Source organism: Spirochaetota bacterium (genome assembly GCA_026415295.1).
GTDB lineage: Bacteria > Spirochaetota > JAAYUW01 > JAAYUW01 > JAOAHJ01 > JAOAHJ01.
Genome location: JAOAHJ010000006.1, coordinates 16,604 through 42,130 on the forward strand (window position 1 = coordinate 16,604; position 25,527 = coordinate 42,130).

A 25,527-nucleotide genomic window follows, 5' to 3' on the forward strand; every position below is an offset into this window, starting at 1 on the left:
TAACTTTTATTTAAATTTAAACTTATGGTAATAATAAATTATCAATAAATTTATTTTTTAATAATTATTTTAATTTCATCAATTAAAATCTCATCTTTAATATCTCCAAATTCGGCAATAAAAGCCAAATACTCTATTTTACTAAAATCAAATTTACCATTTTGTGGTTCTATCCATATTCCTTTATTATTAATCCATGCCCCAGTTTCAAACATTTTATTTATTGGTATTAATACTTCTTCCCATTTCCCTATATTTTTATAATCATAATAATAGGATATCCTCCATGGAATAGAATCTTCACTTTCTTTATTAATGAATCTAACATCTATGCTAAATTTCTTTTTTGAAAATATAAAAAATTTCAAATAACAATTTTGTGGATTTTCTATAATTAAACTTTTCAAAAATTTAATAAATAGTCCTGAATACCGATTTATATTGTTTATTTTAATTGAAAAATTACCTTTATATTTTTCCTTATCATAATAAAGATTTAAATTATTTTTTTCTAACCAACTTTCATTTGCCAAATTATTACCAAAATAATCAGAATATATACTAAATTCTTCATTATTTAAACCTATAGAAAATTTATTTTTAATATCAACTTCATTACTATAATTAAGTCCAAGTGCTTTTATCAAATCTTTATCTAAGTTATTATTAAAATCAACGAATTGATAAGAATCATTAGGATTATTAAATATTCCCATTCCTCCTATATATTCCCACAAAATCCATGATATACTATATTTATCAAATAGTCCTCTAATATATTTATGCCAAAAAATTCTATCGCTTTTCAAACAATTATTCATATAGACACCAAACTCACCACAAAATATTTTTAATCCTCTTCTTTTTGATACCTCTTTAATATTTTTTATTTTTTCTTCAAGAAGGAACAAATCGGAATCTCTTTTATAATTCGAAAAAAGATCTTCAACCCAAGAACCTATTAAATTCTTTGGTACTTCTGGCATATTTATTTCATTATATGGGAAAGGTATCTTTCTAATTTCTTCCATTGATGGTTTTACCCAATCAGCCCCTTGATGTGTAAACAGAAAAGGTTCATAAAAATGAAAATCATATATGACATTTTTACCATAATTAGTTATATCTGATAATTCTTCAAAACCATTATAATTAGCAGGACTTGCAATTATGACTCTATCTGAATCTATTTTCTTTATCTCTTCAATAACTTCTTTTTGAATTTTTTCCCAAGTTTTTGAATTAATATTAAATGGTTCATTTAATATCTCAAAAAATAGCATATTTTCATACTTATTTTTGTAGTAAAAACTTATTTCTCTCCACCACTTTATAAGTTTATTTCTTATCCCTGGATCAGTTTTATTTTCATGATAAAAATGGTTATCTAGTATTATTTTAAGATCAAGATCAAAACACCATTTCAAAATAATATCAAAAAAGTAAAAAAATCTTTTATCTAAATTAAAATCATCTTTCCCATAATATAAAGTTATATTTTCAAAATCAACAGGAAACCTTATTAAGTTGAAACCTATTTTTTTTAAATTATAAAAATCTTCATAGGAAATTGAATTAAATGAAAAAGTATTTAAATTAAAAAACTGAAAATATCCAGCAATATTTATTCCCCTACAATTATCAAGGTTGATATCTTGTAAATTACTAGAAGAAATTAAAAAAATATTTACTAAAACTAATAATAAAAATATTAATAATTTGTTTTTATTTTTCATAAAATATTATTTATAAAATAATAAAAAAAATATTAATAAGAATTTTTATAAATATTTTTTATATCATTTTCAAAAAGAACCTTATAATTTCCAATAGATTTTCTTCTTGTAACTAAATTTTTTGTCCATATATCTATAAAATTTTCTGGAATATTTAAATCTCTTATTTTAGAAGGAAGTCCAATATTTTTAAAAAACTCAGATGTCTTTTCTATAGCTAAATTTGCTTTTTTAACATCATCTCCCTCTTTAATATTCCAAACATTTTCTGCATAATCTACAAATCTCCAAATTGTTTCTTCATTAAGAACATATTTCATCCATGAAGGGAATAAAATAGCAAGTCCCGCACCATGTGTAACATCATGAGTTGCAGAAATTTCATGTTCCATAGCATGGCATGCCCAATCAGTAACCCTCCCAGAAGATAACAAACCATTTAAAGCTAAAGTAGAACTATATAGAATTTGAGCCCTTGCTTCATAATTTTCAGGGTCTTTTAGAACTACCTCTGTGTACTTTATAACTGTTCTTAATATTCCTTCAGCAATTCTATCAATCAAATAAGTATCTTTAGTTGGAGAAAAATATTGTTCAAAAACATGTGCCATTATATCTGCAGAACCAGCAGCAGTATGGTACTTATTTACTGTAAAAGTATATTGAGGGTCAAGTATTGCAAATTTAGGTCTTATACAATCATTATGAATTGCAAGTTTTTGTTTTGTTTCTCTATTTGATATAACGGAATTTCCATTTGTTTCAGAACCAGTTGCAGCAAGTGTAAGTATTGCACCAATAGGCAAAGCTTTTTTAACTTTTTTTTCATCTAGAAAAAGATCCCATGGATCAACTTCTTTACCCTCTTTTTCATTTTCTGTTACATAATAATAAGAAGTTGCTATAGCTTTTGAAGCATCAATAACACTTCCTCCTCCAAATCCAATAATTAAATCTATTTTATTTTTCTTACAAATATTAACTCCTTCCCTAACTTTTTCTATGTCTGGATTTGGTTGAACTCCTTGCAATTCATAAATACTCACATTGCAATTTTTTATTTCATCAAATACCTTATAATAAAGGCCAGATTTGATCAAACTTCCTCCTCCAGATACTAAAAGAATTTTATTATAATTTGATAATTCTTTTCCTATCTTTTTTATAGCATCTTTACCAAAATAAATTTTAGTAGGCATTGTAAGTTGAAAATTTATCATAATAATCCCCCCACAAAAAATTTTTTATTTTAATATTAATATCCTTAACTTTAATAAAATATAAAACTATAATTTTTTTATTTATTTTTTATAATTTTAATATTTTAATATTCAATATATTTTATTTTTTGATTTTCCTAATTTAATAATTTTAATTATATTAATTTTTTAAATTATTACTTTTTATTTTTTCAAAATTATTAAAATTTAACTATACAGAAATTTCTCTTAAATATTAAATCAATTTTACTTTCATAATTTTTTTGTTCCAAAAACTACTCTTTTAACTCCGGAATAATCTTCTTTATAAAAAGAATTATAATTATATTTTCTAAATATATTTTCAACCCTCTCAGCCTGTTTATCATCTCCTACCTCAAAAAAAATATATCCATCATTTTTAAGTATTAGTTTCTTTTCAATATTATATATATAATTCTCATAATAGAAATCACCATCAACTTTTCCATAAAGTGCATTTTTTGGTTCAAAACATTTTATTTTTTTATCAAGATTATTATAATCTAATTTAGAAATATATGGAGGGTTAGCAAAAATAATATCAAAATTATTAATATTAATTTTATTAAATTCAAATTTCAATTTTAAAAAGTCTATTTTTTTTATTTGAAATTTAAATTTAATTAAAAAAATTTTATCAATATTTTCTTCATAATTTTTATTATTACTATTAATTTTATAAACTTCTATTAAATAACTTAATTTATCCTCTTTTTTTAAAGAAAGTATTATTCCTTTATTCCTAAATTCATTTTTATATTTTTCAAAAATATTTAAAAAATTTATATTAGTTATTTTAATTGGTTTTTCATATTTATCTATGCCAATAAAAGAAAAGATTAAATTTTTTAGAAATAAAAAGTTCAAATTTTTAGAAAAATAAATACTTTCAACACAGAAATTTAATATATCAAAAATCAATGAAATAATTAATGCCCCCGAACCAACCCCTACTTCTAAAATTTTATATTCTTCAATATCCAACTTATTATGACTTTTATCTGAATTTATAATTCTTTCATTAAAATTATTCATTTTACTATCATAATTAATTCCTATTTTATCTTTTAAACAATCACTTACTGAACTAACCAAAATTTCACTTTCATGTCTTGGAATCAATACTCCTTTTTCAATATAAAATGAATCTTTGTAAAATTCTCTACTTTTGATAATATAAGAGATAGGTTCTGAAAGATAAAGCCTAATGAAATAGAATATCAATCTTAAAAATTTTAATAAGCCTAATTCAAAAATATAATTATATAATATAATTTTTTCTTTTGAATAACCAGTTAAGTATGAAAAAATTAAAATAAGATTAGAAAAATTTTCTCTTTGATCTTTAAATTTTTTATCTAATTTATTTAATAAATAAAAAAAAAATCTTTTTTTAGTTTAATTAATATTTTATTTCTAAAAATTATTTGAATCATACATACAGAAATTTTTAATATTTATCTCTTGTAAATTCTTGCAAATAAGAAATACCTAAGCCTTTTAATGTGCCAGTTTTATCAAGAATAAAAACAAGAGACTCAAACCAATCTGATAGAAACCCTTCATTTATATTATTTTCAATAAAAGGGGATATTATAAATGGAATATTGTCAATATTGAAATCCCAATTGATCCCATATTTTCTATTTTTATTAGTTAAAACTTTCTCATAACTATAACTTATATTTATTTTTTCAATTTTGTCTGATATTTTATAGCTTTTCAGATATGGTTTTTTAGGTATATTTATCACATAGTAAAAGTGATTATCTATTTTAAAAAAGAAAAATTCAAATTTATCCATAAAAGTAAAATAAAAATTTCTATATAAAACAGAATAACCTTTAACCTCATATTTTTCTTTTACTTTCTTTTTATTTACTAATTTTGAAATTTCAATTTGACCTTCTGTTTCTAAATTTTTTGAAAAAAAAGATTTATTTTTAATATTTTCAGCATTTTCCTCTGTAAAGAAGTTATTTTCTGCTAAAAGTTTGAATTTTAACTTAAATAAAATATCATTTTTATTATAATTTATTTCTATAAATTTTGTGCTTTGATTCCATAAAATATAATTTTTCCCTAAAGAAATCTTATCCTTTTCAATAGAAAAAACATAAAACGGATGTATGGAACTATCCTCAAAAAAATAATTTTTTTTATTTTCATAATCATATAAACAAAAATCTAGAATATAAAAAATTTGTTTCTCAATTACAATTTTATTTAACTTAAAAGAATAACTAAAGATTCTATTTTTTTTATCAAAAACAAAACCTGTAAATAACCAGAATTCATAATCTTCATTAACATGAGGATAGAAATTTGAAAAAAATTCATTATCAGTCTTCTCTTTTATATCTAGAATATTATAATTATAGGTAGATTGACATGAAAGTAAAGCAAAAAAAATAAAACTTATTAATATTAGTGTTTTTATTTTAAGAAATATCAAAAATTTATTAATTTTAATCATAATACAACCTCAAGTAAATTTTAATCAAAATATACTTTTTTTAAACTAAATTTTGAAATTAATTATAACAAAAACAAACTAAAAGCTTGAGGATAAAATATCTTGACTAATAAAAATATTTATTTACAATAATTTTGTGAAATTATATTTAAAAGAAATATTTTTAACTATATTAGTTGTATTTTGTTCTTATATCATATACCTTCTATTTTTTACAGAATATTTAAATTTTTTAGTTTATATTTTTGGTATATCTTTTAAACTTCTCCCATTCTTTTTAATAATAAATTCAATAATAAATCTATTATATATCAAAAAAAAATATAAGCAATTTTTAAATATAATATTTTTTTCTCTTTTATTATTGCCTATTTTTATTAAATCAAATATTAAATACAATTTTTCAAATTATTCATTATTTGAAAACTTTCTTAAAAATAACTCAGTAGCTTTAATATTTTTCAATATATCATTCATTTTTAATTTTATTTATATGTCCATAATCTTAATAGATTTAATAGATTATATTAATGCATCAATATTAGAAAAAAAACTATTTCAAGAAAAAGATATAAAAAATGAAAAAGATTCAATTAACACAGAAAATAAAAATTATAATAAAGAGATACATAAATCTGAAATTATAAAAAATGAAATAAAAGAGGTAATATCTGATAATGAATCTTTAATAGATGAAGAATATAATGAAAATAATTTTAAGGAAGAGAAAATTAAAGATGAAAATTTATCAAAATTTCTAAAAAAAGAATCAATAGAAAATAATAAAGAAAATTTTAAAAATTACAGTAATAATATGGTAGATAAAGAAGAAATTTTTATTACAGAAAATGATATAGAAAAAGATCATTATTTTGAAAATGTTGTAGAAGAAAGGCTTAAAGAAAAAGAAAATGAATTAAATGAAAATATTGTAGAATTAAGTTTAGATAGTTTTGAAACAAATTTAGAAAAAGAAAATAAAAAGAATAGTATTATTGAACTATTAGAACAAAATAAAAATTTTGTTACTAAAATAAATGAAAATAAAGGTTCACTCAATAAAACAGGAGAAATTATAGTAAAAACTTTATCAGATTTTAACATAGAAGCAAAAATAATAAATTATATAAAAGGGCCTACTGTAACAAGGTTTGAACTTGAAATTAATGAGAAGGTAAATCTTGTAAAAGTTGAAAAATTAAAAAAAAATATAGCTTACAATTTATCAGCTAGCAAAATTAGAATTCTAGCTCCAATACCTGGGAAAAAGGCTGTTGGAATAGAAGTACCTAATGAGGAAAAAGAAACAGTTTATTTTGACGATATATTTCTAAGAAATTATGATAGACTTTTAAAAGAATACGAACTTCCTATTATTTTAGGAAAAGATATAGATGGAAAAGATTGGATAATAGATTTAACTGAAACTCCTCATTTATTAATTGCAGGAAGAACAGGTTCTGGAAAATCAGTCTGTATTAATTCTATAATTTGTTCTTTAATTGGACTAAAAACACCTTATGAATTAAATTTAATATTAATTGACCCAAAAAGAGTTGAATTATCTTTATATGAAAATCTACCACATAATTTATGTGAAGTTATTATAAATCCAGACTTAGCTTCAAAAGCATTAAAATGGCTTATAATTGAAATGGAAAAAAGATATGAACTATTAAAAAATAATAAATGCAGAGACATTAAATCATACAATAAAATAGCGGAAAATAAAATTCCTTATCTTGTTTTAATTATAGATGAGTTTTATTCTCTTATGCAAGTAGCACAAAAAAATATTGAAGAATCAATCATAAGATTATCATCTATGTCTAGAGCCGTAGGAATACATCTTATATTTGCAACTCAAAGACCCTCAACAGATGTTGTTACAGGAATTATTAAATCCAATCTGCCATCAAGAATTGCTTTTCAAACAACTTCAAAAATTGATTCTAGAATAATTCTTGATGAAAATGGAGCTGAAGAACTTCTAGGAAATGGAGATATGCTTTTTTCATTTACAGGTTATCCTCCTATTAGAATTCAAGGAGCTTTAATAAAAACTGAAGAAGTTAAAAATATAGTCGAAAAAGTTGCTAACGATTATATAAATTATAAAAATAAAAATATTATTGATGAGATAAATTCTATTGAGAAAAAATTTGATGAGGAGGATTATGATATTAATACAAGTGATCCTTTATTTGATGAAGCACTTGAAATAATTAAAAATGAAAAAAAAGTATCAGCCTCATATTTGCAAAGAAGATTAAAAATTGGTTTTAATAGAGCTGCTAGGCTTATTGAATTAATGGAAGAAAAAGGTTATATAAGCAAATTAAAAGGAGATAAAACCAGAGATATATATATTTGATAAAAATATAATAACTATTTTTATGTTCTTAAACATATTTTGTAATTCTTATATTTTTCAAATTAAAATTATATTTTTTTATTGATTTTTATTCGAGATTTTATATTTTAAAAAAAAGAAAATTAAAAGGTAAAAAATGAATAAAAATTTTAAAAATAGATTTAATATATTAATTTTAGTTATATTTATTATTTTTTTATTTGAACAAAACTTTTATATTCTGAATGCTACCCAAGTTTTTAATATTAATGAACTTATTGAAATAATGAAACAAAAATATTCATCTATTGAAGACTATGAAGGAACAATTGTTTATTTTTCTAAAACAAAATCAGATTCTATAGCTAATGAGAATGAAGGTAAAATATACTATAAATTTCCAAATAAATTAAGGGTATCTTTTGAGAAACCTTATCAATGGGAAATAGTTACAAATGGTAAATTTCTTTGGGTTTACATTTCATCAATTTTTGCTGTTATAAAACAGGATTTATCAAAAATTGGAACTCTTGATTTTGAAAACTCAAAAAAATCATTATCTTACTTACTTAATAATTATTCTTTTAAATTCTTGACTGATGGAAATTTATCTCAATTCAATCAATTTAAAGTATATAAAATTATTGGATATCCTATATCACCAAATGCTGGTTTTGCTAAACTTGAACTTTATGTAAGAGATGATGGATTTATTGTCTATCAAGCAGGGACAACTAAAAGTGGAAAAGTTGTAGTTTATTATTTTAAAAATGTATCTTTTAATGTTTCTCTTGCAGATAATTTTTTTGAATATGAAAATTTTATCCCTTCTAATGTTCAGATAATTGATGAATCAATGAATTAAAAAACATTTTATTTAATATTTAAATAATAAATTTAATAAATATTAAATTAATTATAGAAAAATACTTTGATTCTAAATTTAAAGGATTAAAAATGAATTCTGTTGGAAAAATACTCAAAAATAAAAGAGAGGAACTTCAAAAAACTTTAACCGAACTTGCTAATGAAACAAAAATTTCAAAAAGGTATCTTGAAGCTATTGAAAATGATAATTATGAAGAATTTCCAGGTGAAGCTTACTATCTTGGATTTTTAAAAACTTATTCTAAATCATTAGGTTTAAATCCTGATGAATTGATAGAGCTTTACAAAAGGCTTAAGCTTATTGAAGAGCCAATTCCAATGGAAGAACTCACAAAACCTCTAACAAACAATAAATTGCTAAACATAAAATATATTTCAATAATTGCTGGTATTCTAATAGTAATATTATTTTTTTCTCTTTTTATTTTTATTAACAATAAAACAAAAAAAATTGCATCAAATACAAACGAAGAAAAGATTTCAAAAACAGTCTCAAAAAAACCAACAAATCAAGAAGATGAGAAATTTAAAAACTTTTTTAAGTTTTCAGACAAAAAGATAATAAAAGAATTACTGCCACAAGAAGGAATAAGCATAATATATCCAAACCTTGTAAGTTTACATTTTTTATACAAAGATATTAATATAAATGAAAGAAAAATAACATTATATTTTTATGAAACAAATACAGAATACATAATTAGTGAAGGAGAAGAAATATATTTTAGTTTTTCAAACAATAATGATTCTAATGATCTTCTTATAAAACTTGAATCATTTTCAAGAAATAATCCACAAATTATTTATTTAACTATAGAAAAAATATCTGATAATTTACCAGATTTAAACAATATAGTAGCAAATCAAGTAACCTCTTCAAAAAACGAACAAAATTCATCAGAACAAAATCAATCTATCTTACCAAAATCTTCAGATACTAATATTAATGTTGAAATCAAATCAAGAAAATCTTGCTACATAAAATATATAGTTGATAATAATGAAACTAAGGAACAAATATTAACTCCAAATAATCCTTTAAGAATTTTTGGTAAAAATATAATTGAAATACATATAACACATCTTCCTTTTGTTTCTATAATTATTAATTCAAAAGAAATTCAATTACCTAAATCATTTAATGGGTTTTTAATTATTAAATATATCTATGATGAAACAAGCAAAGAGTACAAAATAACATATGAATTCAAAGAATAAAATTTTTCTCATATCTCTTGGTTGTCCCAAAAATGAAATAATTTCTGAAAAAATAGCTTATATAGCAACTAAAAATAATTTTGATCTAACAGAAAATATTTATGAAGCTAATTTTATATTAATAAATAGTTGCGGTTTTATAGAGGATGCTTTAAAAGAATCTATAAATGAAACTTTAAAAATTAAAAAATTTATTTTAGAAAATAATCTTGAATCAAAAATTATTTTAACAGGTTGCGCTACTATCCCTTTTGGAAAAGACTTAAAGGAATCACTTTATGAAGCAGATTTTATATTAAATTATGATGAATTACTTAATTTTTTTAACTCAAAAAACAATCTTTTATTTTCACCTAGATTTGATATTTCTAAAAATAGACACTATAATTATCTTGCCATATCAGAAGGTTGCTCAAAGAAATGTACCTATTGCATTATTCCAACTATTAAAGGTGAATTTATAAAATATCCAGAAGAAATAATTTTAGAAGAAGCAAAAAGATTAAAATATAGGAATACTAAAGAACTAATCATTGTTTCACAGGATACTCTATCCTATGGAAAAGAACTAATTAGTTTAATGTATAAATTATCAAATATGAATTTTCCATGGATAAGGATTATGTACTTAAACCCTGATTCATGGGATGATGATTTTTTACAAATATATAAAATAGAAAACATTCTAAAATATTTTGAAATTCCAGTACAACATTTATCTAATAATATACTAAAAAAAATGGGAAGAAAAAAAAGTTATGAAGAAATAGAAAAAATAATTTTCTCAATTAAAGAGAGATTTCCCGAAGCTTCTATAAGAACTACAATAATTGTTGGCTTTCCAGGTGAAACTAAAAATGATTTTGAATTTCTCTTAGATAAAATAGAAAAATTCCCTTTTGATATAGTAGGAACTTTTATTTACTCAGATATGTCAAATGCACCATCATATAAATTCAAAGACAAGATTCCTCTAAAAGAAAAGATTAGAAGATTGAATATATTAAATGAAAAGCTAAAAGATATGCATTCAAAAAATACTAAAAAATATATAAATAATGCTTATGATATGATAATTGATAATATATTGAACAATAACAATAAATTTATTATAAATGGAAGAATCTATTCTCAAGCACCGGAAATTGATGGAATTACTATATTAGAAAATCCTAAAAATGATATATTAAAATACAGAAAAGGAAACTTTCTAAAAATTTATATCAATGATTCAATTTTACAAGATTTAATTGCAACAGAAATTAATTAAAAAAGTTAATATTTTGAATAAATTTACTATAAAAAAATATTTATATTATAAGAAATTATTATGAAAAAAATAAAAAAATATATTAATATTCCGAATATTTTAACAATTTTAAGATTTATATTAATAATACCTTTCATAATCTTTTTTAGCAAAAAAGACTTAATTTCTACTATATTAAGTTTTCTTATTTTTATAATTGCTTCAATAACAGATTATATTGATGGAAAAATTGCAAGAAAGTATAATCTTATAACTAAAATCGGGGTTTTTTTAGATCCACTTGCTGATAAATTTCTGGTATTAACTGGTTTCTTTCTATTTTCTTTATATAAAATTATTTTTATTAATATAATTCTTATAATAATGCTTTTAATAAGAGAATTATTTATTACTTTTTTAAGAATAGAAACTGATTTTATTAATCTTAATAAAAATGAAAATAAGGAAGTAAAATTTAATGCTACTTTAAATCTTTTAAATAAAGAAAATGTTAAATTAAAAACTTCTTTTATAGCAAAAATCAAAACAACAATACAAATGTTTGCACTTTCGTATTATTTCATAATTTATATTTTAAATTTCAAATACAATCTGCCAAAGTTCTTATTTAAGGAATTTTCTTTGGTGTTATTTTTAATAATAATCTATTTTGCATATTCCTCAGCATACGATTATATAATAAAAAATAAAAGAGAATCAATTAATACATTATTTAGAATGTTAACATCCTTTTTTTATACTGGATATTTTCCATATTTTCCTGGAACATTTTCATCATTTTTATTTTATTTAATTTCATATTTTATTATTACTTTACCAAATAAATCTTTTGTAAAATTTTTAAGATTTATAAATTTTGATAAAAGTAATAATGTTATATCATATAATTCTTATTTTAATTTATTTTATTTAGGAATTATTTTTTTATCAAGCTTTTTAATAACTTTATTTGTTGGAAATAAAGCAAATGACTTATATAAAGAAAATGATCCTAAGAATTTTACACTTGATGAAATAGCTGGGGCCTCATTAAATCTTTTTTTAACCCAATTATTATTTTTAATTTTTTACAGAAAATCAACCTTTATTTCAGAAAAAATTAATATTTTGGTTACTTTTCTATCCACAAATATAAAACAAATTTTATTAATAATATATATAATAAACTTTCTCTTTTTTAGATTATTTGATATATTTAAACCATTAGGGATTAAAAGAATACAGAAACTAAAAGGTGGTTTAGGAATATTAATAGATGATTTAATTGCTGGATTTTATTCTTTTATTTGTTTTATAATTTTAGTTTTTATTATCTTTCTATTTTTCTTTTGATTTTATCTATATTTATAAAAATAAAATTCCGATTAATATTTAGGTTATAATACTTTTAAAAATAAAAAATTAACATGATGATAAAAAATTTTGATTTAATTAATTATATAAAACTGGCAAAAGATGGAAATAATGAAGCAAAAAATGCGCTTTATAGTAAATATTACTTCTTTATAGTAAAAATTGTTTCCAAATTTTACAATTTTATTAATGATTCAAATAACAACTTCAAAGATCTTCTCCAGGAAGCTTCATATGCTTTCTTTTTATCTATTCAAAATTTTAACACAACCTCTCAAACCAATTTTAATTCATATACATACAAAATTATTAAGAATTATTTAATCAATTATTTAAAGAAAAATGAAAAAATTAATCAATATCTAAAGTCAAATTTTAATTTTTTGGAAATAGAAAAAATTATTTCTGAAGAAATCAAAGAAGAAGATATAATATTTTCCGAAGAACTTTACAATAAAATAGAAAATATTTTTTCATTTGACTTCACAAATTTAGAAAGAAAAGTTTTTTTACACTATCTTAACTTTCAATCATATAATGAGATATCAAAGCTAATTAATGAAGAAAAGAAAACTATAGATAATGCTTTATATAGAGCAAAAAATAAACTAATTTCAAAATTATCTGAAACTGAAAAATCATTTTTATTAAATCAAAGAGGATTAATAGTTGCATTAAAAAATATTCTTGAAAAAATCGAACAAAAAAAGTAAATTTATCTCATAATGGAACAACTACTTACTAAAATTCAAGATTACGCAGTAAAACTAATTGGTAAACCAATACTTGTAATTGCCTCAGCTGGATCAGGTAAGACAAGAATTATAGTAGAAAAAATAAAATATTTATTAGATAATGGTTACAATAAAAACAAACTAGTAGCATTAACTTTTACTAACAAAGCTGCTGATGAGATTATTAAAAGGATAACAAAAGAAGAAAATCAAATCTTTCCATATTTCTCAACATTTCACTCATTTTGTTTAAAAATTATGAAAGAACATCCTGAATTATTTAATATTAACCCTGATTTTACAGTAATTGATGATGATGATCAAGAAGAAATTATAAAAGATTTAACTTCAAAAATTAAAATCAACAATAAAAACAATTACTTAAACGATGAAATTTATTCTATTAACTATTTAATTGACAAAATAAATTTTATTAAACTTGATAAAATTGATTTTAACAAAGAAAAAATTGTTTATAAAAAATTAAAATTTGAAAAAGATAATTATGTTAAAACTATTTTTTATGAATACGAAAATTTTTTAAGAAAAAACAATCTATTTGATTTTCAAGATCTATTAATATTTTCTTTAAAAGGACTTATAAATAATAATACTAGTAATTTTTTTAAACTTAAATTTGAATATATTTTGGTAGATGAATATCAGGATACTAATTGGATTCAAAAAGAAATATTAAAAAATATTTATAATGGTAATAACTTGCTTGCAGTTGGAGATGAAGATCAAGCTATCTATTCATTTAGAGGAGGTGATGTTAATAATATATTGAATTTTGAAGTTGATTTCCCCAATTCAGAAATTATATTTATGACTGAAAATTTTAGATCTGGGAAAAATATTATAAATTTTGCTAATTTCATAATCTCTCAAAACAAAAATAGAAGAAAAAAGGAACTTAAAAATGCTTTAAATAAAGAAGGAGAGGTAAATTTAGTTAATACAAATACAAATTATGATGATTCTTATGCTATAGTTTTTATAATAAAAAACTTAATTAATCAAAATTATAAACTTTCTGATATAGCAATTTTATACAGAGCAAATTTTCAATCTGGTTTAATCGAAAAAGCTCTATTAGAAGAAAATATTAGTTATATAATTTATGGAGCAATATCTTTTTTTAAAAGAAAAGAAGTTAAAATTGCTTTTGATTTCATTGCATTTATTCTAAATCAATCATCAATTTACCTCTTTTCAAAACTTATTAACATTAATAGAATAGGTATAGGGCCTAAGAAAATTGAAGATTTTATTCATTTTGCAAAAAAAGAAGGTTTTGTTCAAGATAACTCAATAGTAAACTATCTTATAAAATACAAAAAAAATAGTGAATTTGTAAACTTTGGAGAAAAAATAATTGATCTTATACAATATTATAACTCACCTGTAGAATTTTTAATAAAATTAAAAGATATTTTTAAATTAGATGAATATTTTATTAAAATATCAAAAGATGAAAAAGAAATAGAAGAAAGAAAAGAAAATTACGAAACTTTAATAAAAATAGCACTTGAATTCAAAAACAAATTAAAATCTTCAACCATTAAAGATTTTTATGAAAAATTTGTTTTATATAGTAGAGAAAAGAATTCTAATGATTTTAATGGCGTTAAATTAATGACTATACATTTGGCTAAAGGCCTTGAATTTCCTATAGTAATTATTTCTGGGGCTACTAATGGTTTACTCCCATTAATAAGATTAAAAGATATTGAAAATGCAGATATAGAAGAAGAAAGAAGGTTATTTTATGTAGCTTCTACAAGGGCAAAAGATATTCTTTATATTACCAGTTACTCTTTAACTAATTATTCATATGAATATATAATAAATAAAATACAGAATACAAAAAAAGAAAACTTAAAAATATTTTTGCAAAATTTTGGAAAACCTTCCTTATTTTTAAAAGGTATAGAAAATTTAAATTTTGTTAATTTTTATTTCTACAATTCAAAATTAAACCAACTAATAAAAATTAATAATCAATTAAATCTTAATAAAAATAATAAAATCGAAAATAATCTAAGCACAAAAGAAATATTAGATATAAACATTAATGAAGATTTAATTATTAACCATAAAAATTATGGCAAACTAAAAATTATCAATATTATAGAAATATCAAAAAATATAAAAATTTATGAATGTATCAATAATAAAGGTGAAAAAATAAAAATATTGATAAATTAATTTAATTTATTATAGTTTCTATGTAGAATTTTTTAATAAAGAAATTCTGGAGGTTTTAATGATAAAAAAAGATAGTTGGGTTAAAATAGAATGTATTATATTAAAACCTGAAGAAAGAACAGCAAATATCCCTGATGATACAAAAAAAGTTCCTTATATATTTCATGCTATAGGTTATCTTAAAAAAGATGCAAATATTGGAGATATTGTTGAGATAAAAACTAGAATTGGAAGAACACTTACAGGAAGACTTATTGAAGAAAATCCTACTTTTAGGCATAATTTCGGAAATCTTGTTAAAGAGCTTGTAGATATAAATAATGAATTAAAACAAGAATTAAAAAATTTATAATAAAAAATTAATATTAAAAAAATAATTAATTATTTTAATCATTAAATAAATAATTAAGAAAAATACTTATAAATTAAATTTATAGGGTAAAATTATGAATGAAAATATTAAATTGAATGATAAAAGTTATGAAGCAGTAATGAAAAGAAAAAATGAAATAATGAAAAAGTCTCTTGGAATAGATTACTCAAAGTATTATATTTCCAATATCGCTTTTGATTATGAAAAAATGATGGAAGATGTTGGTTATTCAGTCCCTGAAATATTAAAAATTCAAAATAGATTTAAGGTTGGAAATACTCCTTTATTTTACCTTGAAAACATTACAAAACTTGTAAGAAAATATGCAAAAAAAGGAAAAGGTGCTAAAATCTATATAAAGGATGAAGCAGCAAATGCTTCTGGATCATTTAAAGCAAGAAGAGCTGCTTTATCTGTATATTTAGCAAAAAAACTTGGATATAAAGGAGTTGTTGCTGCAACTTCTGGAAATTATGGTGCTGCTGTTGCTTCCCAATCTGCTATGCAAGGTTTAAATTGTATAATAATTCAGGAAGTTTTTGATTCAAGATTCGTTGGTCAACCAGAAATTGTTGAAAAATCAAGGCATTGCGATGCATATGGTGCTGAAGTTATTATGTCTTCTGTTGGTCCTGAATTATTTTATTCTCTTTTATTAACACTAGAAGAAACAGGTTACTTCAATGCTTCTTTATATACCCCATTTGCTATAGCAGGTGTAGAAACTTTAGGATGGGAATTGATTCATCAAATGAGAGAAATTGAAGGAAGAGATCCAGATGCAGTTATCATTACACATGCAGGTGGTGGAAATTTAACTGGTACAGCAAGAGGAATATTAAAAGCTAAAATAGAGCTTAAAGAAACTAATTATACTGAAATAATAGGGTGTTCAGTTGATTTAAGTGGTTTGCATATGGCATCAGATAATGATTTTAACAAAAAATCTTTTACAACAGGACATACAGGATTTGGAGTTCCTTTTGCTACTTGGCCAGATAGAGCAGATACACCAAAGAATGCTGCAAGACCATTAAGATATATGGATAGATACATTACTGTTACACAAGGTGAAGTTTTTTATGCAACTGAGATGCTTTCAGCTTTAGAAGGCCTTGAAAGAGGCCCAGCTGGAAATACTTCCCTTGCAGGTGCTATTAATCTTGCTATGGAAATGGATTCTAATCAAATAATTGTTGTTCAGGAAACTGAATATACGGGGGCAGGAAAACATCCTCAAGCTCAACTTTCCTTTGCTAAAGAAAATGGTATCGAAATAAAAAGAGGAGATCCAAGAGATTCTATTAATGGTAAAAATATTATTTTACCAAGAAATATTTCTGATTTTTATCTTAATGAACTTGATCTTAAAAATTTGAAAAAATCATATCTTAGAAATATAATTAAAAATTTCTATAATGAAATAATTACAGATGTTGATTTAGAATTTTTATCCTTTGATATTAATGAAAAAATTAGTTGGATTAAAGAAACAATTTTTGAATTATTAAATGAAATAAAAAAAGAAAAAAATAAAAATTAAAAAAGGAGTCAAATATGAAATCAGGACTTGAAAGAAAAGATGATTTTGAAAAAAGAAGAGAACATTTAAAAAATTTATCAGATGAAGAATTAAAGAAAAGATTTTGGGAATTAACAGAAAAAATAGTAGATCCCTTAGTTAAATTAGCTAAAACACATACATCTCCATCAATTGAAAGATCAGTACTATTAAGAATGGGATTCAATTCTATTCAATCTAAAGCTATTGTAGAAGAAATTATAAAAAAAGATCTTTTAGGACATGGAGCAGGAAATATTGTCCTTAAATTAGCAGAAAAAGAGAGGATAGATTATCTTAAAGCAGGACAAAAAATTATCGAAGGGTACCCAATAGAAAATTTATTCCAATAAAATTAGGATTTATATTAAATAGATTTTTTATTATAATTTTTGGATAAATTTATGATAAAAATAAATTTATATGAAATAATTTTTATGAAATTTTAGTATAAATTAAGGAGTATTATATGAAATTAGATCCAAAAAAGAAATTAGATTTTAAATATATACTTTCAGATTTAAAAAATTTTAGAGCAAAAAAAAGAGGTTGGGTGTGGAGAGAAAAACCAGAATCTATAAAGTATGGTGAACACACATATTATGATCACTCCACACCTTTAAAAAAATCCATACCTCTCCCTGCAGCTAAATATTTCGGGAATATTGATCCACAACCAAAACCAATAATAACTACAGAAATAGCTTCTGGAAGATTTGAAGATGACATAAGAAGAATGAGAATGGCAGCATGGCATGGGGCTGATCATATTATGGTTATCAGAACAACAGGACAATCACACATTGATGGATTAATTGAAGGAACACCTGAAGGTATTGGAGGTGTTCCAATTACAAGAAAACAAGTAAGAGCTACTAAAAAAGCTTTAGAATTAATTGAAGAAGAAGTTGGTAGACCCATAAATTTCCACTCTTATGTTTCAGGTGTTGCAGGACCAGAAATTGCAGTTATGTATGCTGAAGAAGGTATTGCAGGTGCTCACCAAGACCCACAATACAATGTTTTATATAGAAATATAAACATGTTTAGATCTTTTGTAGATGCTGCAGAAGCTAAAAAAATTATGGCAGATGCACATATTTTTCAAATTGATGGAGCACATAATGCAAATGCTACAGCAAAAAAAGCTTGGAATGTTAGACCTGAACTTATGGTTCAACATGCAATAAATTCTCTTTATTCTGTAAAGGTAGGGATGAATCCTTCAAACATTGGTCTATCAACTGTGCCACCAACAGCTGCACCAGCTCCAAAAATTTGGTACGATTTACCTTATGCTGTAGCTCTGAGAGATTTGTTTTCTGATTTTAAATTCAGAGCTCAACAAAATACAAGATATGTTGAATCTGATACTGATGAAGCTACTATTACACATGTTATTGATACTTTAATATCAGCTTTAACATCAGCAGATATTCAGTCTACTATTACTCCTGATGAAGGAAGAAATGTTCCATGGCATATTAATAATATAAGAGCTGTAGATGGAACAAAACAGGTTTTTAACTCTCTTGATGGTATAAAAAAATTAGTAAAACTCGATATGGATGGCCCTCTTGGGAAAATGGTTAGAGAACTAAAAGAAAGAGCTGTTTTATTTTTAGAAGAAATAATTGAGGTTGGTGGATATTTTGAAGCAGTATCAAAAGGATATTTTGTCGATTCTGGGTATTATCCAGAAAGGAATGGTGATGGAATTGTAAGAGAAAAAGATGGAGGTGTGGCTGCAAATTCTATAGTTGAAAGAAAACCTGATTATTTTGCTCCTGTATGTTCTCATTTTGGAAATAATAATATTCCCTCAAAATACAAAAAAGCTTGCGATGCTATAGATGGATGTACATTATGTAAACCCGAAAAAATTCAATTCATAGATGAATTGGATCCTGAAGATAATGTTGAAAAAAGAATTAAAAAATATTTAGAAGATGAAGAAAAAGGTATCATTAAGCCTGAAGCTGAATGGCATGGGGATGGTATAGTTACAGTAGAAATGGTTATTCCAACCTTTTATGAAGCAGCAGAGGTTGCTGCACTTGAGTTTGCAAAGAAAATGAATCTTGAAGATCCTCAAATAATTCACAAAAGAGTTCTTCATCCAGCTGAAGCTTCTGCTTTCTTAGTAAAAGGAAAACTTAATGCTTCAATTAATTTATCTGATATTAAGATTCCAGAAAAAGAAGAATATTTAAGCGATAGTGAAATAGAGGAATTTGTTAAAAAACATGATTTAAAAGTTGTTGGTGCAACTGTTGGGGAAGATGAGCATTCTGTAGGAATGCAAGAAATTTTAGACATTAAACATGGAGGAATTGAAAAGTGGGGATTTAAATGCTATTATCTTGGCACCTCTGTACCAGTTGAGAAACTCGTAGATGCAGCGATAGAGGTTGGTGCTTGTGCAATACTTGCTTCTACCATAATTACTCATGGTGATGTTCATAGAATAAATATGAAAAAGCTTGATTCAATTTGTAGAGAAAAAGGAATTAGAAATAAGATATTATTAATAGGAGGAGGAACTCAAGTTACAGATGAAATAGCAAAAGAGTGTGGATTGGATGCAGGATTTGGAAGAGGAACTCATGGAATAGATGTTGCTAATTTTATAGTTAAAAAACTTAAAGGAATAAAAAAATAATAATCATATATCTTTATTAATATTAATATTTTACCTACATTAATATTTAATTTTATATAAAACATTAATTTTAAAATTAAAAATAAGGATATAAAAATGGCAGAACTTAGTAGTAAAGATTTTTATTTTGTTCAAAAAATAAAATTAAACAAACTATTATTAATTTCTACAATTATTTTACTTACTGTTCTTTCCTACTTAATAACATCATTATTTCATCTTTTAAACTTACCTGTTTTTGCTATACTTCCTCTTCATTGGCTTATTTACTTTTTTACATTAATATTTGGGTGGGAAATTACTTTACCTGTTGCAATTTTTGCACCTCTATTCTCATTTTTTATTTCAGGTAGACCTATTTTCCCAATTTTAATTTTTATCTCTTTAGAACTTGCTACTTACTCTTTAATAGCTGATCTTCTTTTTAAAAAATATTTTTATAATTCAAAATTAAAAAATAAATTTTTATTTTCATTCATTTTTATTTTTATTTCTTCAATAGCTGGGAAAATTATTTATATAATTTCAAATTTTATTTTTTCAATAATTTATAACATTATTAGAAATTCATCAAATCAGTTTAATTTAATCCAAATTTTAAAATCTTTTTTAATAGGCTTATTTTCATCATCTATATTAATAATATTTTTTTCTATTTTGTTCTATTATAGATATAAATCTAAAAATTAAATAAAAAATAGGAGTAAAGGAAAACCTTTACTCCTGGAATTTTTTATAGAACTAAATTTTTACTTTTTTTTATATAATTGTTAAATTTACTAAAATCTACTTTTTATCTATTCGAAGTTAAAATATCTTGTTAAATTAGATATTTTAAAAATAATTTATTAATTATCATTGTTTTCTTCATTAATAATTTCTTCTTCTAAAATATTTTCTACCTCAGTATAACTTTTTAAATTCAATATCATTTTCTCTGTATCAAAATTTTTAATTATTTTAAGTATTTGATTATAAATTTTTATTATTTCTACTCCATCAACAAGAACATTGTTAATTCTTAGTTCGTAATGTAGATGAGGCCCAGTGGCAGAACCTGTAGCTCCAACTTCCCCAATATATGTGCCTTTTTTTACAAAACTTCCATCATTTACAACAATTTTACTTAAATGAAAATAGGTTGAATATATTCCATATCCATGATCTATTACTATACAGTTTCCCCTTATATCTTTAAAACCAGCAAATCTTATATAACCATTATTCGTAGCATATACTTTATCTCCTTCTTTACCTTTAAAATCTACTCCATAATGATAAGAAATTTTATAAATATTGCCATTTGAATCTTTATAAGCTCTTGCTAACCCAAATGGAGACGTAATAATGTTTTTTTCAAGAGGATAACTAAATGGTAAAATAAAATATTTCTCTTCTATAACTTTAGTATAAATTTTTTGAAAAAATTCTCTTTCTAGAATAGAAATATCTTTTTGTTGAGATAGATTTACCATATTTTGAGTAGCCTTTATTGTAGTGCTATATTTCTTTTCATCCTTTTTTTCTTTTTCAGGCAAAATATAGATATATTTAAATAAGATCTTTTTCGAACTCTTCTCTATAATTTTTAATTCTAAATTTAAATTTTTATAGGGGACATTTATAGAATAAAAACATAAATACCAGTTATTGTTTTCAAATAATTTCATAAAATAAAACTTTGCATAATCAACAATTATATTATTTAAAAATTCTTTATCTTTTGAATAAACAAGAAAAAAATGTGGTTTACCAGGTTGAAAATCTTTTGAAAAAAAATAAACAGTATTATTGCTTTTATCTTTATAGTTTAAAAGATCAATTGAATCAGAATAGGTAATATTAAAATTTAATATAATAATAATAACAAATATTAATAGTAATAAAACAGTTTTTATTTTATTCATAGCTATTTTTTTGATTTTTTAAAATAATATATTTTATATTTATCAAAAATTTTATTTTTTACATTTACTGTTTAATTCTACATCAATTATATAAAATTTATATAAATATATTATATCTTTTTTATATATTTTTCAATAAATATCGATAAATTTTGTTTTTATATTTAAAAATTAAAACTAATTTGTCCCAAATTAATTTCAATTTTTAAAATTTTAATTTGAATATTTTAATATGTTTAATTATAATTTATATAGAGTTATAAAATAAATTAGCAGAATAAATCCAAAATATTAAAACTATGAGTACAAACTACCTAAAAATAGAAGGTAAATATAATATTGCTATTGTTTATACTAAAAATATTGATAATTCAGCTATTGATCAAATTAAAGCTCTTGTCAACTTAGAGTTTTTTAAAGATTGCAAAATTGCTATAATGCCTGATGTTCATGCTGGTGCTGGATGTGTTATAGGACTTACTATGACACTAAATAAATATGTAATTCCTAATTTAGTTGGAGTTGATATTGGTTGTGGCATGTTAACATTAAATATAGGTAATAAAATAAATCTTGATTTTGAAAAGCTTGATAATTTTATAAAAAAAAATATTCCACATGGATTTGATAAAAATAAAACAATTGATACAAGAATTAAAAATGAAGATCCATATATTGAAAAAATATTAACCAATTCTTTTGAGAATACAAACATAAAAATTAACAAATTAGATGATTTTGTTAATCAGATAGAAAACATTTCAATTAAAATCGGAATTTCTCCTGAAGAACAACTAAGATCACTAGGTTCTTTAGGTGGTGGAAATCATTTTATAGAAGTTGATAAGGATGATAAAGAAAACTATTTTTTAGTAATTCACACAGGTTCAAGACATTTTGGATGGCAAATTGCAAATTATCATCAAGATATTGCAAAAAAATATTGTCAAAAAAAAGGCTATAAAGTTAGCAGTTCTCTTTCATTCCTAGAAGATGAAAAAAAAGAAAATTATCTATTTGATATGAAAATTGCTCAAGTTTTTGCTAAAGTAAATAGATTTATAATTGCTTCGAGAATATTAGAATTTTTAGATGTAGAATTTAAAAAGATTGACCATTTTGAAACAATTCACAATTACATTAATTTCAAAGATAATATTATTAGAAAAGGGGCTGTATCAGCATACAAAGGAGAAAAAATATTAATTCCAATAAATATGAGAGATGGGAGTTTAATATCAATAGGTAAAGGTAATTCTGATTGGAATTTTTCAGCTCCTCATGGTGCAGGTAGAATAATGTCCAGAAATGAAGCAAAGAAAAAGCTTTCTTTAGAAGAATTCAAAGAAACTATGAAAGGAATATATTCAACTACAATCAATAGAGATACTCTCGATGAAGCCCCTTTTGCTTATAAAGGAATAGACGAAATAATAAAAAATATTACTGAAACAGTAGAAATTGAAAAAATAATAAAACCAATCTATAATTTTAAAGCTCCAGAATAATAATAAATCAGCCTATAGGGGATTTGAACCCCTGTCTTAGCCGTGAGAGGGCTATGTCCTAACCCCTAGACGAATAGGCCTCAATATATATTATAATTTCTATACTTTTTTATCATTTTTTAAAAATAATTCAACTTTTAAAATAAGATTTTTTAAATATTCAATTTTTAATATTAAAATATTTTTAAACTATATAATATTCCTCTATATAACTTATTTTCATTTAATTTTTTTTAGATAAAAATTTGATTATATTTTATTTATATTCTATAATTAAATTAAAGGATTAAGTTTATGAAATTTAAAATAAATTTTTTTAAAATATTTAGATTAAGTTATTATAAAAAATATTTTATTTATATCTTACTTTTATTTTATCTTTTTTCTATTTTATCATGTCATCAACCATTACAAAATAGTTTTTCTATTGTAAATCCAAAAACTATTCTGGTAGGTAATTCTGCAAATTCTACAATTGCAAATAAATGCATCATTGATAAAAACAATGATATAATAGTTGTTGGAACTTCAGATGGTGTTTTATATGGTTATGGATTAATTGGAACTAAAGATGTTTTTGTATTAAAATATGACTCAAATTTAAATGAACCTCCTTTAGTAGTTAAACGATTCAATTGTGAATCTTCAAATATAAGTGTTTCATCAATTATTGCAGATAGTAAAGGTAACTACTTTATTTGCGGAATAACCCAAGGTAACTTTAATTTTCAAAATAAAATTGGATTTCAAGATATATTTATTCTAAAACTTGATGAATCTTTAAATCCAATATTTACTAAGATTATTGGTTCTCCAAATGGTTTTTTGCATGCTTCTGATATTAAAATAGAATCATATGACAATATTTATATTACAGGCTATACTTACAATTCTTTTAATGGCCAAATAATTAATGGTATTCAAGATGGTTTTCTAATAAAGTTAGATAATAATGGAAATCTTTTATGGACTAGAATTTTTGGAGTTAAAAATAGTGAAACTTATGGAAATGAAATGACAATTGATAATAATAATTATATTTATATTACTGGATCAACTAAAGGAAATTTAAATGATAAGATAAAAAATGGATATGAAGATTTATTCCTTATTAAATATGATCAAAACGGAAATCAAATTTTTACTATTTTAAATGGTGCACCAAATTCAAATACTTGGGGAATAAATATATTATCTGATAATAAAGGAAATATTTATGTTTTTGGAGGAACAACTGGAAATTTAAATGGAATTTCTAAAAAAGGACTTATTGACACTGTAATATTAAAATATACAGATAGTGGCACAAGAATATTTACTATATCATTGGGGGGAAATTCTTCTATACTTTTACCAAAAACAATTAGTAAATCAAAACTAGGGTTTTTGTTTTTAGGAGGAACATTTGAAGGAAATATTATTGAAACTCAGTTTGGAACTATTACATTAAAAGGCAATAGAGATCTTTTTATAATAATTTTTTCAAGTGAAGGTAATTTTAAAGATATTAAAGTTTTAGAACAACCAAATGCTATATTAGAATTAAATACTCTTCTTTTTGATAGATTCGATAATTTATTAATCCTGGGAAATTCAAACAATGGTTATCGTAATTTCCCAAAAATTGGAAATATTGACTTTTTTTTAACAAATGAAATAAATTTAAAATAAAAAACTGCGGGTGAAGGATTCGAACCCTCACAAACAGATCCAGAGTCTGTCGTGCTGCCATTACACTAACCCGCAATATATAATTTAATTACTAATTTATTATAAAATCTATTGTAGACTATTTTTTATATATCATTATAACTTTATTTATAAATTTAATTTTTATTGAGTATTTAATTCTAATAACCATTAGAAATTAACAAACCTTTTAAAATTGTCAAGATTCTTATTTTATGCTTCCTCTTTTATTGAATTTTTTAATCCAATGTTATTTTTTATAATTTTTATTTTAGGAAAAAATAAACCTGTTTCATTTTTATATTCTAAATATTCTCTTCCTAGATACTCACACAATATTTTTTCCT

20 protein-coding genes and 2 tRNA genes are annotated in these 25,527 nt (G+C 22.6%); 14 read left to right on the plus strand and 8 right to left on the minus strand.

What is annotated here, in order from left to right; genetic code table 11:
* Positions 1-50: 50 nt before the first annotated feature.
* The 4 genes from N3A58_01700 to N3A58_01715 all read right to left on the minus strand — a co-directional run bounded on the left by N3A58_01700 (position 51) and on the right by N3A58_01715 (position 5,453).
* Complete coding sequence (locus tag N3A58_01700) at positions 51-1,736, minus strand: glycoside hydrolase family 5 protein (GenBank protein MCX8058113.1); 1,686 nt, start codon at positions 1,734-1,736, stop codon at positions 51-53.
* Positions 1,737-1,768: 32 nt separating this feature from the next.
* Positions 1,769-2,956 carry an iron-containing alcohol dehydrogenase gene (locus N3A58_01705; protein ID MCX8058114.1) on the minus strand — a complete coding sequence of 396 codons (1,188 nt, stop codon included), beginning with the start codon at positions 2,954-2,956 and terminating at the stop codon, positions 1,769-1,771.
* 252 nt (positions 2,957-3,208) lie between these two features.
* The gene (locus N3A58_01710) at positions 3,209-4,201 is read right to left on the minus strand and encodes a hypothetical protein (GenBank protein ID MCX8058115.1); all 993 of its coding nucleotides are present in this window, start codon (positions 4,199-4,201) and stop codon (positions 3,209-3,211) included.
* Between the two features lie 226 nt (positions 4,202-4,427).
* Positions 4,428-5,453, minus strand: coding sequence for a hypothetical protein (locus N3A58_01715; GenBank protein MCX8058116.1), 1,026 nt, complete (start codon positions 5,451-5,453; stop codon positions 4,428-4,430).
* A 136-nt stretch (positions 5,454-5,589) separates the two neighbouring features.
* On the opposite strand from N3A58_01715, the gene N3A58_01720 reads away from it, so the two are divergent.
* The 12 genes from N3A58_01720 to N3A58_01775 all read left to right on the plus strand — a co-directional run bounded on the left by N3A58_01720 (position 5,590) and on the right by N3A58_01775 (position 20,766).
* Positions 5,590-7,827 carry a DNA translocase FtsK gene (locus tag N3A58_01720; GenBank protein ID MCX8058117.1) on the plus strand — a complete coding sequence of 746 codons (2,238 nt, stop codon included), beginning with the start codon at positions 5,590-5,592 and terminating at the stop codon, positions 7,825-7,827.
* Positions 7,828-7,963: 136 nt separating this feature from the next.
* Positions 7,964-8,671, plus strand: coding sequence for an outer-membrane lipoprotein carrier protein LolA (locus N3A58_01725; protein MCX8058118.1), 708 nt, complete (start codon positions 7,964-7,966; stop codon positions 8,669-8,671).
* Between the two features lie 92 nt (positions 8,672-8,763).
* On the plus strand, positions 8,764-9,912 hold the full coding sequence (locus N3A58_01730) for a helix-turn-helix domain-containing protein (protein ID MCX8058119.1): 1,149 nt from the start codon (positions 8,764-8,766) through the stop codon (positions 9,910-9,912).
* Positions 9,896-11,182, plus strand: a complete 1,287-nt coding sequence (locus N3A58_01735; protein MCX8058120.1) for a MiaB/RimO family radical SAM methylthiotransferase — start codon at positions 9,896-9,898, stop codon at positions 11,180-11,182. The genes N3A58_01730 and N3A58_01735 overlap by 17 nt, the downstream gene beginning before the upstream one ends.
* Before the next feature lie 60 nt (positions 11,183-11,242).
* Entirely contained in the window at positions 11,243-12,514 is a 1,272-nt protein-coding gene (locus N3A58_01740) for a phosphatidylglycerophosphatase A (protein ID MCX8058121.1), read from the plus strand.
* Between the two features lie 77 nt (positions 12,515-12,591).
* A complete protein-coding gene (locus N3A58_01745; protein MCX8058122.1) occupies positions 12,592-13,248 on the plus strand; it encodes a sigma-70 family RNA polymerase sigma factor in 657 nt (218 codons plus the stop codon).
* A gap of 12 nt (positions 13,249-13,260) precedes the next feature.
* Complete coding sequence (locus N3A58_01750; protein MCX8058123.1) at positions 13,261-15,480, plus strand: ATP-dependent helicase; 2,220 nt, start codon at positions 13,261-13,263, stop codon at positions 15,478-15,480.
* A gap of 58 nt (positions 15,481-15,538) precedes the next feature.
* The gene (ortA, locus tag N3A58_01755; protein MCX8058124.1) at positions 15,539-15,832 is read left to right on the plus strand and encodes a 2-amino-4-oxopentanoate thiolase subunit OrtA; all 294 of its coding nucleotides are present in this window, start codon (positions 15,539-15,541) and stop codon (positions 15,830-15,832) included.
* 94 nt (positions 15,833-15,926) lie between these two features.
* Entirely contained in the window at positions 15,927-17,396 is a 1,470-nt protein-coding gene (gene ortB / locus N3A58_01760) for a 2-amino-4-oxopentanoate thiolase subunit OrtB (GenBank protein MCX8058125.1), read from the plus strand.
* Between the two features lie 14 nt (positions 17,397-17,410).
* Positions 17,411-17,767, plus strand: a complete 357-nt coding sequence (locus N3A58_01765; protein ID MCX8058126.1) for an ornithine aminomutase subunit alpha — start codon at positions 17,411-17,413, stop codon at positions 17,765-17,767.
* Positions 17,768-17,883: 116 nt separating this feature from the next.
* Positions 17,884-20,076 carry a D-ornithine 4,5-aminomutase subunit OraE gene (gene oraE / locus N3A58_01770; protein MCX8058127.1) on the plus strand — a complete coding sequence of 731 codons (2,193 nt, stop codon included), beginning with the start codon at positions 17,884-17,886 and terminating at the stop codon, positions 20,074-20,076.
* Positions 20,077-20,172: 96 nt separating this feature from the next.
* On the plus strand, positions 20,173-20,766 hold the full coding sequence (locus N3A58_01775; protein MCX8058128.1) for a hypothetical protein: 594 nt from the start codon (positions 20,173-20,175) through the stop codon (positions 20,764-20,766).
* A gap of 158 nt (positions 20,767-20,924) precedes the next feature.
* On the opposite strand, the gene N3A58_01780 is transcribed toward N3A58_01775, so the two are convergent.
* The gene (locus tag N3A58_01780) at positions 20,925-21,983 is read right to left on the minus strand and encodes a M23 family metallopeptidase (GenBank protein ID MCX8058129.1); all 1,059 of its coding nucleotides are present in this window, start codon (positions 21,981-21,983) and stop codon (positions 20,925-20,927) included.
* Between the two features lie 299 nt (positions 21,984-22,282).
* Here N3A58_01780 and N3A58_01785 point away from each other — a divergent pair, with 299 nt between their 5' ends.
* Positions 22,283-23,491: an RtcB family protein gene (locus N3A58_01785; GenBank protein ID MCX8058130.1), complete on the plus strand. Its 1,209-nt coding sequence runs from the start codon at positions 22,283-22,285 to the stop codon at positions 23,489-23,491.
* Positions 23,492-23,499: 8 nt separating this feature from the next.
* Here N3A58_01785 and N3A58_01790 read toward each other — a convergent pair.
* Positions 23,500-23,571, minus strand: a tRNA-Glu gene (locus N3A58_01790).
* A 214-nt stretch (positions 23,572-23,785) separates the two neighbouring features.
* On the opposite strand from N3A58_01790, the gene N3A58_01795 reads away from it, so the two are divergent.
* Positions 23,786-25,162 carry an SBBP repeat-containing protein gene (locus N3A58_01795; protein ID MCX8058131.1) on the plus strand — a complete coding sequence of 459 codons (1,377 nt, stop codon included), beginning with the start codon at positions 23,786-23,788 and terminating at the stop codon, positions 25,160-25,162.
* Between the two features lie 4 nt (positions 25,163-25,166).
* Here N3A58_01795 and N3A58_01800 read toward each other — a convergent pair.
* A tRNA-Gln gene (locus tag N3A58_01800) sits at positions 25,167-25,237 on the minus strand.
* A gap of 156 nt (positions 25,238-25,393) precedes the next feature.
* Positions 25,394-25,516 (minus strand): hypothetical protein, encoded by a 123-nt coding sequence (locus N3A58_01805; GenBank protein ID MCX8058132.1) that lies wholly within the window; start codon positions 25,514-25,516, stop codon positions 25,394-25,396.
* Positions 25,517-25,527 lie beyond the last annotated feature (11 nt).

Coding starts and splice junctions, on each gene's coding strand:
- N3A58_01725 (MCX8058118.1), top strand. CDS start 7,964: ATGAATAAAAATTTTAAAAATAGATTTAATATATTAATTTTAGTTATA.
- N3A58_01780 (MCX8058129.1), bottom strand. CDS start 21,983: ATGAATAAAATAAAAACTGTTTTATTACTATTAATATTTGTTATTATT.
- ortA (MCX8058124.1), top strand. CDS start 15,539: ATGATAAAAAAAGATAGTTGGGTTAAAATAGAATGTATTATATTAAAA.
- N3A58_01775 (MCX8058128.1), top strand. CDS start 20,173: ATGGCAGAACTTAGTAGTAAAGATTTTTATTTTGTTCAAAAAATAAAA.
- N3A58_01735 (MCX8058120.1), top strand. CDS start 9,896: ATGAATTCAAAGAATAAAATTTTTCTCATATCTCTTGGTTGTCCCAAA.
- N3A58_01705 (MCX8058114.1), bottom strand. CDS start 2,956: ATGATAAATTTTCAACTTACAATGCCTACTAAAATTTATTTTGGTAAA.
- N3A58_01785 (MCX8058130.1), top strand. CDS start 22,283: ATGAGTACAAACTACCTAAAAATAGAAGGTAAATATAATATTGCTATT.
- N3A58_01745 (MCX8058122.1), top strand. CDS start 12,592: ATGATAAAAAATTTTGATTTAATTAATTATATAAAACTGGCAAAAGAT.
- N3A58_01715 (MCX8058116.1), bottom strand. CDS start 5,453: ATGATTAAAATTAATAAATTTTTGATATTTCTTAAAATAAAAACACTA.
- ortB (MCX8058125.1), top strand. CDS start 15,927: ATGAATGAAAATATTAAATTGAATGATAAAAGTTATGAAGCAGTAATG.
- N3A58_01795 (MCX8058131.1), top strand. CDS start 23,786: ATGAAATTTAAAATAAATTTTTTTAAAATATTTAGATTAAGTTATTAT.
- N3A58_01740 (MCX8058121.1), top strand. CDS start 11,243: ATGAAAAAAATAAAAAAATATATTAATATTCCGAATATTTTAACAATT.
- N3A58_01700 (MCX8058113.1), bottom strand. CDS start 1,736: ATGAAAAATAAAAACAAATTATTAATATTTTTATTATTAGTTTTAGTA.
- N3A58_01730 (MCX8058119.1), top strand. CDS start 8,764: ATGAATTCTGTTGGAAAAATACTCAAAAATAAAAGAGAGGAACTTCAA.
- oraE (MCX8058127.1), top strand. CDS start 17,884: ATGAAATTAGATCCAAAAAAGAAATTAGATTTTAAATATATACTTTCA.
- N3A58_01750 (MCX8058123.1), top strand. CDS start 13,261: ATGGAACAACTACTTACTAAAATTCAAGATTACGCAGTAAAACTAATT.
- N3A58_01765 (MCX8058126.1), top strand. CDS start 17,411: ATGAAATCAGGACTTGAAAGAAAAGATGATTTTGAAAAAAGAAGAGAA.